The organism is Streptomyces sp. NPDC005963, assembly GCF_040638655.1.
In the GTDB taxonomy this organism is placed as follows: Bacteria; Actinomycetota; Actinomycetes; order Streptomycetales; family Streptomycetaceae; genus Streptomyces.
Map to the genome: position 1 here is coordinate 18,878 of NZ_JBEXVD010000004.1, position 13,609 is coordinate 32,486.

Below are 13,609 nucleotides of genomic sequence, written 5' to 3' on the forward strand. Positions count from 1 at the left end.
CCTCAGTCTCGCATCCCCATCTCGTCCTCGATCGTCCGGTCCCTCCCTGCGAGGACGCCCAGGGCGATCTGCGGTACGAGCAGCCCCGCCATCAGGCCGATCGGCAACCCCCAGCCGCCGCCGTGCTGGTAGAGCACCCCGACCAGCAGCGGCACCGGAACGGCGATCAGATACCCCGCGGACTGGGTGAAGGCGGAGAGCCGCACCACTCCGGCTGCGGTCCTCGACCGCATCCCGATCATGGTCAGCACGAGGGGGAACGCACAGTTGGAGAGCCCTATCAGCAGGGCCCAGGCCCACGCACCGGCCGCAGGGGCGAAGAACAGCCCCGTGTATCCGGCCAGTCCGCAGAGCCCGAGCACGACGGCGATGGGCCCCTGGTTGCGCAGACGGGCGGCAAGCCGTGGGATCGCGAAGGCGAGGGGCACTCCGAGCGCCATGATCACCGCGAGCAGCAGGCCGGCGGTGCGGGCCGGGACGCCGGCGTCCCGGAAGATCTGCGGGATCCAGCCCATGACGGTGTAGGCGCCGGCGCTCTGGAGTCCGAAGTACCCGGTCAGCGCCCAGGCGATGGGGCTGCGCAGCAGGCCGGCGCCCGTGCGGGCGGCAGCGGGGCGGGCTTCGCCGGCGGTGGCGCTGAGGGCGGAGCTTCCCACCGGTGGGTTCGGGCGGCTCGGCAGCCCGTGCTCCGCGGTCGGCCTCCGCTCGGCGGCCCTCAGCGGTCCCAGCACCACCAGCCAGGGCAGTACGGCGACGGCCGCGAGGACGGCCCAGAGCGAGAGGCCGATGCGCCAACCGCCGCCGAGTGCGTCGGCGAGGGGCACGGTGGCCCCCGCGGCCAGACCGGTCCCCAGCGAGAGCGCCATGGAGTACAGCCCGGTCATGGAGCCCACCCGGTCCGGGAAGTACCGCTTGACGAGCACCGGCATCAGCACGTTGGTGACGGCGATGCCCATCAGGGCGAGTGCGCTGGCGGCCAGGAAGCCGGTCGTGCCGTCGGAGAACGGCCGCAGGGCAAGACCGCCGGCGACGGCCGCCATACCCACGCAGACGAGGGTCGCGGGACCGAAGCGCCGGGAGAACCACGGCACGGCAGGGCTGAAGAGGGCGAAGCACAGGGGCGGTACGGCGGTGAGGAGGCCCGCGACGCCGCCGCTCATCCCCAGGCCGGTCCGCACCTCTTCCAGCAGCGCCCCGAGGCTCGTGATGGCGGGTCGTAGGTTGAGCGCCGCGAGCACGATGCCCACGGTCATCAGCCGTACGGTCCAGGTGCCCCCGTGGAACCGGGCCGGCCCTTCGGCGGTACGGTCGGCCGCGCGACGGGGGACGGCCGTCCCCGGTTCCTGGGTGGTTCTGTTCGAGGGCATCGCCCCATCATAGAATCATTGGATGTTTAGTTCGTTTCCGTAGACGGTTCGAGGCTTCGGACCGTCCCGACCCGCCACCTCACCGCGCGAGGAGCGCCATGCCGCTGACCTCCCCCCGCCGTTCGGGCCTCACCGACCAGGTGATCGCCCAACTGCGCCACCAGATCACCTCGGGCGAGTGGCCCGTGGGCACGCGCATTCCGACCGAGCCCGAGCTCGTCGAGCTGCTGGGCGTGGCACGGAACACCGTCCGCGAGGCCGTCCGCGCCCTGGCGCACAACGGGCTGCTGGACATCCGGCAGGGATCGGGGACGTACGTCCTCGCGACCAGTGAGCTGGCCGGGGTCATGCACCGGCGGTTCGCCGGGGCGCTGCCCCGTGACATCGCCGAAGTGCGCTCCACCCTGGAGTCGTCGGCGGCGCAGTGGGCGGCCCAGCGGCGCACCGATGCGGACCTACGGCTGTTGGACACCCTGCTGGCCCGTCGCGAGGAGGCATGGGCCTCGGGTGATGCGGAGCGTTTCGTCGCCGCCGACGTGGCCCTCCACCTGGCGGTGGTGAGCGCTTCGCACAACGAGGTGCTCATCGAGTTGTACGCGGACCTCGGTCATCTGTTGCGTGACTGGGTCCGTGCCGACGTCGGACGGGAGCTCAGCCCGGAGCGGTACGTGGACCACACGCGGCTCGTGGAGGCGATCCGGGCGGGGGACGGGGATCGCGCGTCCGCGGAGGCGGCGGCCTATCCCTTCCTGTGCTCGGTCGACGAGGGCTGATCACCGTCAGGGGCGACGTCATGTCATGGATAGGCCAGGGGTTGGTGGCTGATCCAGACGGCGCCGATCTCCTTCCAGCAGCGGCCGGTCAGCTCCACATAGCCCGCCGGTTCGACCAGCACGGGCGCACTGTCGACGTCGAGGTCCCACCAGCGCTCGCACTCGATGTGCAGGCGGACCCGATCGCTGCCGGGGTAGGGGTTGTTGCAGTGGGCGGTGGCGCTGGAGCCGTCGACGACCGTACGGCAGTACGCCTCGTACCGCCGTGGTTCGGGTTTGTCGTGCTGGGGCTCGCCGAGGGCCCCGGGGGCGGCGCAGAGGACTGCTGAGAGCGCCGCCAGTACGGACGCTGAGCACCGGATCACATGCACGGGCTGGACCTCCTCGGCCGTACTGCGGCAGGTGGCCGCGGCTGCACCACAAGGGGGGATCGCCTCCCAGCCTGGCCGCCGGTCGCCACGGCCGCGAGCTTTGAGGGCCGAACGGGTTACCGGCGCCGGTCGCACGACGACGCCCCCGCCCGTCGGTGCGGGAGCGGGGGCGTCGTCGAGGCCGGACGGCAGCGGTGCGGGTGCGCTCAGGCACCCATCATGTGGACACCGCCGTCGACGTGCACGATCTCACCGGTCGTGCGCGGGAAGAAGTCCGACAGCAGTCCGACGACACCGCGTCCTGTGGGCTCCGGGTCGGTCAGGTCCCAGCCGATGGGCGCCCGGTGGTTCCAGACGTCCGCGAGTTCCTCGAAGCCGGGGATGGACTTGGCGGCCATCGACTTGAGCGGGCCCGCAGAGATCAGGTTGCAGCGGACGTTCTTCGGGCCGAGGTCACGGGCGAGGTACCGGTTGGTGGACTCAAGGGCCGCCTTGGCCACGCCCATCCAGTTGTACTTGGGCCAGGCGAGCTGTGCGTCGAAGGTGAGGCCGACGATCGAGCCGCCGCGCTCCTCCATCAGCGGCAGGCAGGCCATCGCCAGCGACTTGTAGGAGTACGCGGAGACCTGCACGGCGGTCGAGACGTCGTCCCAGCTCGCCTCCAGGAAGTTGAACGCACCCTGGGGGCCGAAGGCGATCGAGTGCACGATGCCGTCGAGGCCGGTCTCGTCACTGGAGTGCTCACGGACCTTGTCGGCGAGCGAGTCCAGGTGCTCCTGATTGGTGACGTCCAACTCGATGACGGGTGCTTCCTTGGGCAGCCGCTTGGAGATCCGCTCCACCAGGCTGAGCCGGCCGAAGCCGGTGAGGATGACTTCCGCGCCTTCTTCCTGGGCGACCTTGGCCGCGTGGAAGGCGATGGACGCGTCGGTGAGGACGCCTGTGACGAGAATGCGCTTGCCGGCGAGAATTCCACTCATGGCGATCAGTGACCCATTCCCAATCCGCCGTCAACGGGGATGACGGCTCCAGTGATGTACGAGGCGTCGTCGGAGGCGAGGAAGCGCACGGTGGCGGCGATCTCCTCCGGCTGCGCATAGCGGCCGAGCGGCACCTGTTCCACGATGCCGGCGCGCTGTTCCTCGGTGAGTGCCTTGGTCATGTCGGTGTCGACGAAACCGGGGGCCACGACGTTGAAGGTGATGTTCCGCGAGCCGAGCTCACGGGCGAGCGAGCGGGCGAAGCCGACCAGCGCGGCCTTGGAGGCGGCGTAGTTGGCCTGTCCGGCGGAGCCGAGCAGCCCCACGACGGACGAGATCAGCACGACGCGGCCCTTCTTGGCGCGCAGCATCGCGCGGTTGGCGCGCTTGACGACCCGGAAGGTGCCGGTGAGGTTGGTGTCGAGGACGGAGACGAAGTCCTCCTCGGACATCCGCATCAGCAGTTGGTCCTTGGTGATGCCGGCGTTGGCGATGAGCACCTCCACCGGGCCGTGCTTCTCCTCGATCTCCTTGTACGCCTGCTCCACCTGCTCGGTGTCGGTGATGTCGCAGCGCACGGCGAGGCAGCCGGCCTGTGTGAGGGCCTCGGGCGGCTCGCCGGAGCGGTATGTGATCGCAACCTTGTCGCCTGCGTCGGCGAAGGCTCGGGCGATGGCGAGGCCGATGCCCCGGTTTCCTCCGGTGACGAGAACCGAGCGGCTCAACGGATCACCCTTTCGATAGCGGTCTGGTACCTCCGAAACTATCGGTCCCGCACGTCTCCCGGAGAATCGGGCACTGACAGCGCCTTCCTCGCGTCACTGTGGGGTCTCTACAGAACGCCACCGGGCAATGCCGTCGAAAGAGGGTGGGCAATGGGCGCTTCGGCGCGACATGATCGGGTCGACCGGGCTCGGCCCACCGGGGCGACCGGGCTCATACGACAGGAGACATCCGTGGCCCATTCCATCGACGCGTCGTTCACGGCGCTGCCGCTGCGGGCGCTCGCCGACGCGGCGCTCGCCCGAGCACGCGCGCTGGGCGCCCACCACGCCGACTTCCGTTTCGAGCGGGTGCGCAGCGCCGCCTGGCGGTTGCGGGACGCGAAGCCGTCGGGGTCGTCGGACACCACGGATCTGGGTTATGCGGTGCGGGTGGTCCACGGCGGGGCCTGGGGCTTCGCTTCCGGCGTGGACATGACGATGGATGCGGCTGCGCGTGTCGCGGGGCAGGCGGTGGCCATGGCCAAGCTGTCGGCCCAGGTGCTCGCTGCGGCCGGTTCGAACGAGCGGGTCGAGTTGGCGCACGAGCCCGTGCACGCGGACAAGACCTGGATCTCCTCGTACCGGATCAATCCGTTCGAGGTCGCCGACGAGGAGAAGACGGCGCTGCTCGCGGAGTGGAGTGCACGGCTCCTCGCGGCCGGCGGGGTCGCGCACGTGGACGCCTCGCTGCTGACCGTGCAGGAGAACAAGTTCTACGCGGACACCGCGGGCACCGTCACCACCCAGCAGCGGGTGCGGCTGCATCCGCAGGTCAGCGCGGTCGCGGTGGACGAGACGACCGGCGAGTTCGACTCGATGCGGACGATCGCCCCGCCCGCGGGCCGCGGCTGGGAGTATCTGACCGGCACCGGCTGGGACTGGGAGGGCGAACTGGAGCAGATCCCGGAACTGCTGGCCGAGAAGATGCGGGCCCCGAGCGTCGAGGCCGGTCGCTACGACCTGGTGGTGGACCCGTCGAACCTGTGGCTCACCATCCACGAGTCGATCGGCCACGCCACCGAGCTGGACCGGGCGCTGGGCTATGAAGCGGCGTACGCGGGCACCTCGTTCGCCACCTTCGACCAGTTGGGCAAGTTGGAGTACGGCGCGTCGGTGATGAACGTGACCGGGGACAGGACCGCGGAGCACGGGCTCGCCACCATCGGCTACGACGACGAGGGCGTGAAGGCCCAGTCCTGGGACCTGATCAAGAACGGGACGCTGGTGGGCTACCAGACGGACCGTCGGATCGCGAAACTGACCGGCCTCGGGCGGTCCAACGGCTGCGCCTACGCGGACTCCCCCAGCCATGTGCCCGTACAGCGGATGGCGAACGTCTCGCTCCAGCCGGTGGCGGGCGGCCTGTCGACCGAGGACCTCATCGGTGGCGTCGAGCGCGGAATCTACGTGGTCGGGGACCGTTCGTGGTCGATCGACATGCAGCGCTACAACTTCCAGTTCACCGGACAGCGGTTCTTCCGGATCGAGAACGGACGGCTCGCCGGACAGCTGCGGGACGTCGCGTACCAGGCGACGACCACGGACTTCTGGGGGTCGATGGAGCAGGTGGGCGGCCCGCAGACCTATGTGCTCGGCGGGGCGTTCAACTGCGGGAAGGCACAGCCGGGACAGGTCGCAGCGGTCTCCCACGGCTGCCCCACGGCGCTGTTCCGCGGTGTGGACATCCTCAACACCACCCAGGAGGCCGGCCGATGAGCCGTAGCAGCAAGCCGTACGAGATCGTCGAACGGGCGCTGGAGCTGTCCTCGACCGACGGGTGCATGGTGATCGCGGACGAGCAGTCGTCCGCCAATCTGCGCTGGGCGGGGAACGCACTGACCACCAACGGGGTCACCCGGGGCCGCACCCTCACGGTGATCGCGACCGCCGACGGCGCGCGGGGCACCGCGTCGGGGGTGGTGTCGCGGTCCGCGGTGACCGCCGACGAACTGGAGCCGCTGGTGCGGGCCGCGGAGGCCGCAGCCAGGAAGTCGGACCCCGCCGAGGACGCCCAGCCCCTGGTCGGGGACGCGGAGCCCACGGCCGGTTTCCGCGACGCGCCCGCGGAGACCTCCTCGGATGTGTTCGCGCAGTTCGCACCGGCGCTCGGGGAGGCGTTCGCCCGAGCCAGGGCGGGCGGGCGGGAGCTGTACGGCTTCGCGAACCACGAGATGACCTCGACCTATCTGGGGACCTCCACCGGGCTACGGCTGCGCCACGACCAGCCGAACGGCACGCTGGAGCTGAACGCCAAGTCCCCCGACCGTTCCCGCTCGGCCTGGGCGGGGGTCGCCACCCGCGACTTCGAGGACGTGGACCTGGCCGATCTCGATGCGGAACTGGCGCAGCGGCTCGGGTGGGCCGAGCGTCGGATCGAGTTGCCGGCCGGGCGGTACGAGACGTTGCTGCCGCCGACGGCGGTCGCCGATCTGTTGATCTACCAGCTGTGGTCGGCGGCGGCGCGGGACGCGGCGGAGGGGCGTACGGTCTTCTCCAAGCCGGGGGGCGGCACCCGCGTGGGCGAGACGCTGTCGCCGCTGCCGCTGACGCTGCGCAGCGATCCCCACGAGCCGGGTCTGGAGTCGGCTCCGTTCGTGATCGCGCACTCCTCGGGCGATGACGCGTCCGTCTTCGACAACGGTCTGCCGCTGTCGGCGACCGAGTGGGTGCGCGGCGGGAAGCTGGAGCAGTTGGTGACCACCCGGCACAGTGCCGGGCTGACGGGCCTGCCGGTGGCACCGGGCGCCGGGAACCTCATCCTGGACGGGGGCAACGAGCGCTCGCTGGAGGAGATGGTGGCGGCGACGAGCGGTCGTGCGCTTCTGCTCACCTGTCTCTGGTACATCCGCGAGGTGGATCCGGCGACCCTGCTCCTGACGGGTCTGACCAGGGACGGCGTCTATCTGGTGGAGGGCGGGGAGGTGGTCGGTGCGGTGAACAACTTCCGGTTCAACGAGTCACCGGTGGGTCTCCTCTCGCGGGCGACGGAGGCCGGCGTGACGCAGAAGACCCTGCCCCGGGAATGGGGCGACTGGTTCACCCGGGCCGCCATGCCGGCGCTTCGGGTCCCCGATTTCAATATGAGTTCGGTCAGCCGGGGCGTATAACCTCGAAGGGGCCCACCACCGGGCCGTGTGATGACTCTGAAGGAGATGCGAGAGAAGTGACGGACATCGTCGACGAACTGCAGTGGCGCGGGCTGATCGCCCTGTCCACTGACGAGGACGCATTGCGGAAGGCGTTCGCGGACGGTCCCGTCACGTTCTATTGCGGCTTCGACCCGACCGCGCCCAGTCTGCACCTGGGCAATCTGGTGCAGATCCTTACGATGCGGCGCATCCAGCTGGCGGGGAACCGTCCGCTGGGGCTGGTCGGCGGGGCGACCGGGCTGATCGGGGACCCCAAGCCCAACTCCGAGCGGACGCTGAACGCCCCGGAGACGGTCGCCGAGTGGGTGGAGCGGCTGCGGGCCCAGGTCGAGCGGTTCCTGGACTTCGACGGCCCGTACGCGGCGACCATGGTCAACAACCTGGACTGGACATCGGGACTGTCGGCGATCGACTTCCTCCGTGATGTGGGGAAGTACTTCCGGGTCAACAAGATGATCGCGAAGGAGGCAGTCGCCCGTCGGCTGAACTCCGACGCGGGGATCAGCTACACCGAGTTCAGTTACCAGATCCTCCAGGGGATGGACTACCTGGAGCTGTACCGCCGGCACGGCTGCACGCTCCAGACCGGTGGCAGCGACCAGTGGGGCAATCTCACGGCCGGTACGGACCTGATCCATCGGGTCGAGCCGGACGCCGGGGTGCACGCGCTGGCGACCCCGCTGATCACCAAGGCCGACGGCACCAAGTTCGGCAAGACCGAGTCCGGCACGATCTGGCTGGACCCCGAGCGGACCACCCCGTACGCCTTCTACCAGTTCTGGCTGAACGCGGACGACCGGGACGTCTCCAAGTTCCTGCGGATCTTCAGCTTCGCCTCGCGCGAGGAGATCGAGGAGTTGGAGCGGCTGACCGAGGAGCGTCCGCAGGCGCGGGCCGCCCAGCGGGCGCTGGCCGAGGAGCTGACGACGTTGGTGCACGGCGCCGAGGAGTGCGCCGCCGTGATGAACGCGTCGAAGGCGCTGTTCGGTCAGGGCGAGCTGGCGGAGTTGGACGAGCCGACGCTGCGGGCCGCGCTCTCCGAGCTGCCGCACGCCAAGGTCTCCGAGCTGGCCCCGGTCGTCGACCTGTTCACCGAGGTGGGGCTGGCGGCGAGCAAGTCGGCCGCCCGGCGCACGGTGAAGGAGGGCGGGGCGTACGTGAACAACGTCAAGATCACCGCCGAGGACGCGGTCCCGGACACCGGGGAGCTGCTGCACGGCCGCTGGCTGGTGCTGCGGCGGGGCAAGAAGAACCTGGCCGCCGTCGAACTGGGCTGACCGGGTTCGCCTGCCGATCCGCTGTTGGACGAGGTAGGCCAACGAGACGGCGGCCATCCGGGAGTACCCGGGTGGCCGCCGTCTCGTTGCCGCGCCCGTACCCGACCCCGATCGGTGCCGGGGCCGGGCTCGCTCAGGCTCTCTGCCTGTTGCCCTTCATCGCGATCCACGCCCGGTCTCCCAGGAAGACCAGGGCGACGGCGAAGACAAGTTGGAGTGCGTGACGCCCCCAGTCGAAGCCGGGGGTTTCCTCGATGCCCATCCCGCCTGCGGCCCAGTTGCCGAGCACCGCGCCGCCGATGCCGCAGATGGTGGCCAGCCACAAGGGAAGGTGCTGCTTTCCGGGCAGGATCGCCTTGGCGATCAGTGCCAGCACGAATCCCACGATGATCGCCCACAACCAGCCCATTGCTGCCTCCTCGTACGGCTCTGCGTGAGCAGTTCTGTCGTCAGTGTCAGCCCGTAGTCCGTACGGCGCATGTCGGGCGGCGCCATACGGGGTGCGACGCAGGGTGATCACGCAGCGCACCCGCCCCCCTCTCGTGGCCGTCACACCGGCGGGCTACGGTGGAGGCGGTTGGGACCAGGGAGTGTCCGACGGCGGAAACGGGCGGTGGAACGTGATGGGGAAGCAGGCAGACGCGGAGGTCTTCCGGATCACGGGAGCGCGAGCGGGGCTCGCCGACGACGTGCGGGCCCGTCAGCGTCGCTATGTGATCTCCATGTCGGTGCGCACTGTTTCGGTGGTCCTGGGCGCCGTGCTGTGGAACGTGGAGCGGCATGTGGCAATCGTGGCCCTGGCCCTCGGCATCCTGCTCCCGTACATCGCCGTGGTGATCGCCAACGCGGGCCGGGAGAACGCTCCTTCGTTGCCGTCGAGCTTCCTCTCCACTCCGGTGCGTCCGATGATCTCGCCCGTGGAGCGGTCAGGGGATCCGGAATCGCCGTCGGACGCAACGGCCTTCGGAACCGACGCGCACCGGCCGCAGGGCACCTGACCTGAGAGGGCGCGGTCGACGCTCCGTACCGCCGGTACGAGGCGCTTTCCAACCTCAGGAAAAGCTCAGATCAATCATGAAGTTCCAGTGCCTCGTACCCCATGGTGCGTGACATACTGCCTACGCGCTCCGCATCCCCCGTCGGAGCGACGGACCGACGCCGGGCAGCTCCCCCCGTGGCTGCTCGGCGTCGTTTGTTGTGGACAATGTGCTGGTGAGCGAAGAAACCCCGATCTGTTCCGCCAAGGGCTGCCGTGCGCCGGCCGTTTGGGTCCTGGCCTGGAACAACCCGAAGCTGCACACTCCCGAGCGCCGCAAGACCTGGGTCGCGTGCGAGGAACACCGGGAACACCTCTCCCAGTTCCTCAGCCTCCGCGGGTTCCTCAAGGACTGCGTACCACTGGAGGAGTGGGAGGCATCGGGCCAAGGCAACGCAGCAGAGTAGGGGGAGCTCCGGGGCGGTCCGGCCCCAGGAGGAGAGTCGCTCAGCCGCCTATCGCCGACATGGGACGGTCCGGCTGGAGGAACTCGGGGTCGTCCAGGCCCGAGCCGGCCTTCTTGCCCCACATCGCCTGCCGCCACAACGCGGCGATCTCCTCGTCGGGGGCGTCCGAGCGCAGGGCGGCCCGTAGGTCGGTCTCCTCGCGGGCGAACAGGCAGTTGCGCACCTGACCGTCGGCGGTGAGCCGGGTGCGGTCGCAGGCGCGGCAGAACGGGCGGGTGACCGAGGCGATCACTCCGACCCGATGGGGCCCGCCGTCCACGATCCAGCGCTCGGCGGGTGCCGATCCGCGCCGGTCGTCCCCTTCGGGAGTGAGCGTGAAGCGGGTGCGCAGCGAGGTGAGGATGTCACCTGCTGTGATCATGCCGTCGCGCGTCCACCCGTGTTGGGCGTCGAGGGGCATCTGCTCGATGAAGCGCAGTTCGTAGGCGTGGTCGATGGCCCAGGCGAGCATCTGCGGTGCCTCGTCGTCATTGAGGCCGGGCATCAGAACCGTGTTGATCTTCACGGGGGTGAGGCCGGCTTCCGATGCGGCCTCCAGCCCGGCGAGCACATCGCGGTGGCGATCGCGTCGGGTGAGCGTCTTGAAGACGTCCGGGCGGAGGGTGTCGAGGGAGACGTTGACCCGGTGGAGACCTGCGGCCCGGAGGGCGGCTGCGGTGCGTTTGAGGCCGATGCCGTTGGTGGTGAGGGAGAGCCGGGGGGCGGGTGCGAGCGCAGCACAGCGCTCCACGATGCCGGTCAGTCCCGGCCTCAGCAGCGGCTCTCCGCCGGTGAAGCGGACTTCGGTGACGCCCAGCCTGGAGACGGCGATCTCCACCAGCCGTACGATCTCGTCATCGCTGAGCAGATCCGGTTTGGCCAGCCATTGGAGGCCCTCCTCCGGCATGCAGTACGTGCACCGGAGATTGCATCGGTCGGTCAGCGACACACGGAGGTCGGTGGCGACCCGGCCATAGGTATCGACGAGCACCGCGAGCCCCCTTTCCCGGCGAACATCCCAGCGGATCGGACGAACGTACGCGTGCGATCAGCGAGGGGCCGCCGGCGCCGGACGCCCGACGACGCTCCTTGCTGCTGTCGAGCCTACGTCAGCGGTCTGACGATCGACCGTGTCGGTGCCCGGGCAGGGTGCGCCCGGAGCAGGGCGCCCGGAGCAGGGGGACAAGAATGAGGGGGCCAGGGCGGCGGCTTCCTACGCCCTGGCCCCCGTACCGTGCCCGTGCGGCTCAGTGGGCTCCGGTACCGGTGAGGGACTTGACCTCCAGTTCCGCGTACTTGCCGCGGTCCGGCTCCTCCTTGCCCAGCAGTGAACCGAGCCAGCCGAGGAGAAAGCCGAGCGGGATGGAGACGATGCCGGGGTTCTCCAGGGGGAACCAGTAGAAGTCCAGGTCCTTGAACATCGATGTCGGCTTGCCGGAGACGACAGGCGAGAACAGCACCAGCACCACGGAGGAAATCAGTCCGCCGTAGATGGACCACAGGGCGCCCTGGGTGGTGAACCGCTTCCAGAACAGGCTGTACAGGATGGTCGGCAGGTTCGCCGATGCGGCGACCGCGAAGGCGAGGGCGACCAGGCCGGCCACGTTGAGGTCCCGGGCGAGTGCTCCGAGCCCGATGGAGACGACGCCGATGGCGACGGTCGCCCAGCGGGCGGCCCGGACCTCCTCCTTCTCGGTGGCCTGGCCGCGGCGGATGACGTTCGCGTAGATGTCGTGCGCGAAGGACGACGAGGAGGCGAGGGTGAGCCCGGCGACCACCGCGAGGATCGTGGCGAAGGCGACGGCCGAGATGACGGCGAGCAGGATCGCCCCGCCGGCCGAGTCCGTACCGCCGATGTGGAGGGCGAGCAGGGGCGCCGCGGTGTTGCCCGCCTTGTTGGACTCGGAGATCTCGGTCTGTCCGACGATGGCCGCGGCCCCGAAGCCGAGGGCGATCGTCATCAGATAGAACCCGCCGATGATCCCGATCGCCCAGTTGACCGACTTGCGGGCGGCCTGGGATGTGGGGACGGTGTAGAAGCGGATGAGGATGTGCGGCAGTCCGGCGGTGCCGAGGACCAGCGCGATGCCCAGGGAGATGAAGTCCAACTTGGAGGTGCCGGTCGCCCCGTACTTCAGTCCGGGCTCCAGGAAGGCTGCTCCGTGACCGCTCTTCTCGGCGGCGGTGCCGAGGAGTTCGGAGATGTTGAAGTTGAACTTGAGCAGCACCAGGAAGGTGATGAGCAAGGTGCCCGCGATCAGTAGGACGGCCTTGACCATCTGCACCCAGGTGGTGCCCTTCATCCCGCCGATGGTGACGTAGAGGATCATCAGCAGACCGACGAGGGCGACGATGAGGATCTTGCCGCCGTCGTTGGTGATGCCGAGCAGCAGGGAGACCAGGACGCCCGCACCGGCCATCTGCGCGAGGAGGTAGAAGATCGAGACGACGATGGTGGAGGTGCCGGCGGCGGTGCGCACGGGGCGTTGGCGCATCCGGTAGGCGAGGACGTCGCCCATCGTGAAGCGGCCCGAGTTGCGCAGGGGTTCGGCGACCAGGAGCAGGGCGACCAGCCAGGCGACGAGGAAGCCGATGGAGTAGAGGAAGCCGTCGTAGCCGAAGAGGGCGATGGCGCCGGCGATGCCGAGGAACGAGGCGGCGGACATGTAGTCGCCCGAGATCGCCAAGCCGTTCTGGAAGCCGGTGAATTGGCGTCCGCCCGCGTAGAAGTCGGCGGCGCTGCGGGTCTGTCGTCCGGCCCACACCGTGATGAACAGGGTGGCCACGACGAAGGCCGCGAACAGGGTGATGATGAGGGGCCGGTGTTCGGTGGTGGCGTTCTCGGCCGCCAGCCCGGTCACGGCCAGGTGCAGGGTGTCGCTCATCCGCCCGCCTCCGTACGGGATTCCATGCGGGACTTGATCGCCTCGGCCTTGGGGTCGAGCTTCGCCGCCGCGTGGCGGGAGTAGAGCCAGGCGATGAGGAAGGTGGTGGCGAACTGGGCGAGACCGAAGACCAGCGCCACGTTGATGTTGCCGAAGACCTTGGTGCCCATGAAGCCGCCCGCGTAGTTCGACAGCAGGACGTACAGCAGGTACCAGGCGATGAAGGCGACGGTCAGGGGGAAGGCGAACGAGCGGTAGGTGCTGCGCAGTTCGCCGAACTCCGCGCTCTCCTGCACCGCGATGAACTGCTCGGTGGTGGGCTGGGCGGGGGTCGTGCCGGTCTCGCCCTGGGGCGGCGGCGCTGCGTCGGTTGCCACGGCTTCTCCTGGTGACGCGGGAGGGGTGGGGACGGGCGTGGTGGTCAAGGGGGATTACCTTCGCTTTTCAGGAGGCACTGGAGGGTTGTGATGGTGCTCCACCTCCTGACAACGGCACGGAGAGCACGCCGGACCGGTTCAACATCGGCCTTTTTTGGTGACGGTTTCCGCTCGGACATTGATG

14 protein-coding genes are annotated in these 13,609 nt (G+C 69.4%); 6 read left to right on the forward strand and 8 right to left on the reverse strand.

What is annotated here, in order from left to right; translation table 11 throughout:
- Window positions 1-2: 2 nt before the first annotated feature.
- Complete coding sequence (locus tag ABZ348_RS07950) at window positions 3-1,367, reverse strand: MFS transporter (RefSeq protein ID WP_358930506.1); 1,365 nt, start codon at window positions 1,365-1,367, stop codon at window positions 3-5.
- A 98-nt stretch (window positions 1,368-1,465) separates the two neighbouring features.
- On the opposite strand from ABZ348_RS07950, the gene ABZ348_RS07955 reads away from it, so the two are divergent.
- Entirely contained in the window at window positions 1,466-2,140 is a 675-nt protein-coding gene (locus ABZ348_RS07955; RefSeq protein ID WP_358930508.1) for a FadR/GntR family transcriptional regulator, read from the forward strand.
- Between the two features lie 23 nt (window positions 2,141-2,163).
- Here the strand turns inward: ABZ348_RS07955 and ABZ348_RS07960 are convergent, their stop codons facing one another.
- The 3 genes from ABZ348_RS07960 to fabG all read right to left on the reverse strand — a co-directional run bounded on the left by ABZ348_RS07960 (window position 2,164) and on the right by fabG (window position 4,216).
- Window positions 2,164-2,511: a hypothetical protein gene (locus tag ABZ348_RS07960; RefSeq protein ID WP_358930510.1), complete on the reverse strand. Its 348-nt coding sequence runs from the start codon at window positions 2,509-2,511 to the stop codon at window positions 2,164-2,166.
- Between the two features lie 206 nt (window positions 2,512-2,717).
- On the reverse strand, window positions 2,718-3,491 hold the full coding sequence (fabI, locus tag ABZ348_RS07965; RefSeq protein WP_358930512.1) for an enoyl-ACP reductase FabI: 774 nt from the start codon (window positions 3,489-3,491) through the stop codon (window positions 2,718-2,720).
- A 5-nt stretch (window positions 3,492-3,496) separates the two neighbouring features.
- On the reverse strand, window positions 3,497-4,216 hold the full coding sequence (gene fabG / locus ABZ348_RS07970; protein WP_358877587.1) for a 3-oxoacyl-[acyl-carrier-protein] reductase: 720 nt from the start codon (window positions 4,214-4,216) through the stop codon (window positions 3,497-3,499).
- A 231-nt stretch (window positions 4,217-4,447) separates the two neighbouring features.
- Between fabG and ABZ348_RS07975 the strand changes: the two genes are divergently transcribed.
- Genes ABZ348_RS07975 through tyrS form a run of 3 tightly spaced genes read left to right on the forward strand, consistent with a single transcriptional unit; the run spans window position 4,448 to window position 8,681 of the window.
- On the forward strand, window positions 4,448-5,971 hold the full coding sequence (locus ABZ348_RS07975) for a TldD/PmbA family protein (protein ID WP_358930514.1): 1,524 nt from the start codon (window positions 4,448-4,450) through the stop codon (window positions 5,969-5,971).
- Window positions 5,968-7,362 (forward strand): metallopeptidase TldD-related protein, encoded by a 1,395-nt coding sequence (locus ABZ348_RS07980; protein WP_358930516.1) that lies wholly within the window; start codon window positions 5,968-5,970, stop codon window positions 7,360-7,362. The genes ABZ348_RS07975 and ABZ348_RS07980 overlap by 4 nt, the downstream gene beginning before the upstream one ends.
- A 56-nt stretch (window positions 7,363-7,418) precedes the next feature.
- Window positions 7,419-8,681: a tyrosine--tRNA ligase gene (gene tyrS, locus ABZ348_RS07985; protein ID WP_358930517.1), complete on the forward strand. Its 1,263-nt coding sequence runs from the start codon at window positions 7,419-7,421 to the stop codon at window positions 8,679-8,681.
- 133 nt (window positions 8,682-8,814) lie between these two features.
- Here the strand turns inward: tyrS and ABZ348_RS07990 are convergent, their stop codons facing one another.
- On the reverse strand, window positions 8,815-9,090 hold the full coding sequence (locus ABZ348_RS07990) for a GlsB/YeaQ/YmgE family stress response membrane protein (protein WP_358930519.1): 276 nt from the start codon (window positions 9,088-9,090) through the stop codon (window positions 8,815-8,817).
- Between the two features lie 214 nt (window positions 9,091-9,304).
- On the opposite strand from ABZ348_RS07990, the gene ABZ348_RS07995 reads away from it, so the two are divergent.
- Complete coding sequence (locus tag ABZ348_RS07995) at window positions 9,305-9,679, forward strand: DUF3099 domain-containing protein (RefSeq protein ID WP_358930521.1); 375 nt, start codon at window positions 9,305-9,307, stop codon at window positions 9,677-9,679.
- A gap of 211 nt (window positions 9,680-9,890) precedes the next feature.
- On the forward strand, window positions 9,891-10,124 hold the full coding sequence (locus ABZ348_RS08000) for a hypothetical protein (RefSeq protein WP_358931058.1): 234 nt from the start codon (window positions 9,891-9,893) through the stop codon (window positions 10,122-10,124).
- Window positions 10,125-10,164: 40 nt separating this feature from the next.
- Here the strand turns inward: ABZ348_RS08000 and moaA are convergent, their stop codons facing one another.
- From moaA to ABZ348_RS08015, 3 genes are all read right to left on the reverse strand, one after another.
- Window positions 10,165-11,154: a GTP 3',8-cyclase MoaA gene (gene moaA, locus ABZ348_RS08005; RefSeq protein WP_358930523.1), complete on the reverse strand. Its 990-nt coding sequence runs from the start codon at window positions 11,152-11,154 to the stop codon at window positions 10,165-10,167.
- 256 nt (window positions 11,155-11,410) lie between these two features.
- Window positions 11,411-13,048: a cation acetate symporter gene (locus ABZ348_RS08010; RefSeq protein WP_358930525.1), complete on the reverse strand. Its 1,638-nt coding sequence runs from the start codon at window positions 13,046-13,048 to the stop codon at window positions 11,411-11,413.
- Window positions 13,045-13,425: a DUF485 domain-containing protein gene (locus tag ABZ348_RS08015; RefSeq protein ID WP_358930527.1), complete on the reverse strand. Its 381-nt coding sequence runs from the start codon at window positions 13,423-13,425 to the stop codon at window positions 13,045-13,047. Before ABZ348_RS08015 ends, ABZ348_RS08010 begins: the two co-directional genes overlap by 4 nt.
- Window positions 13,426-13,609 lie beyond the last annotated feature (184 nt).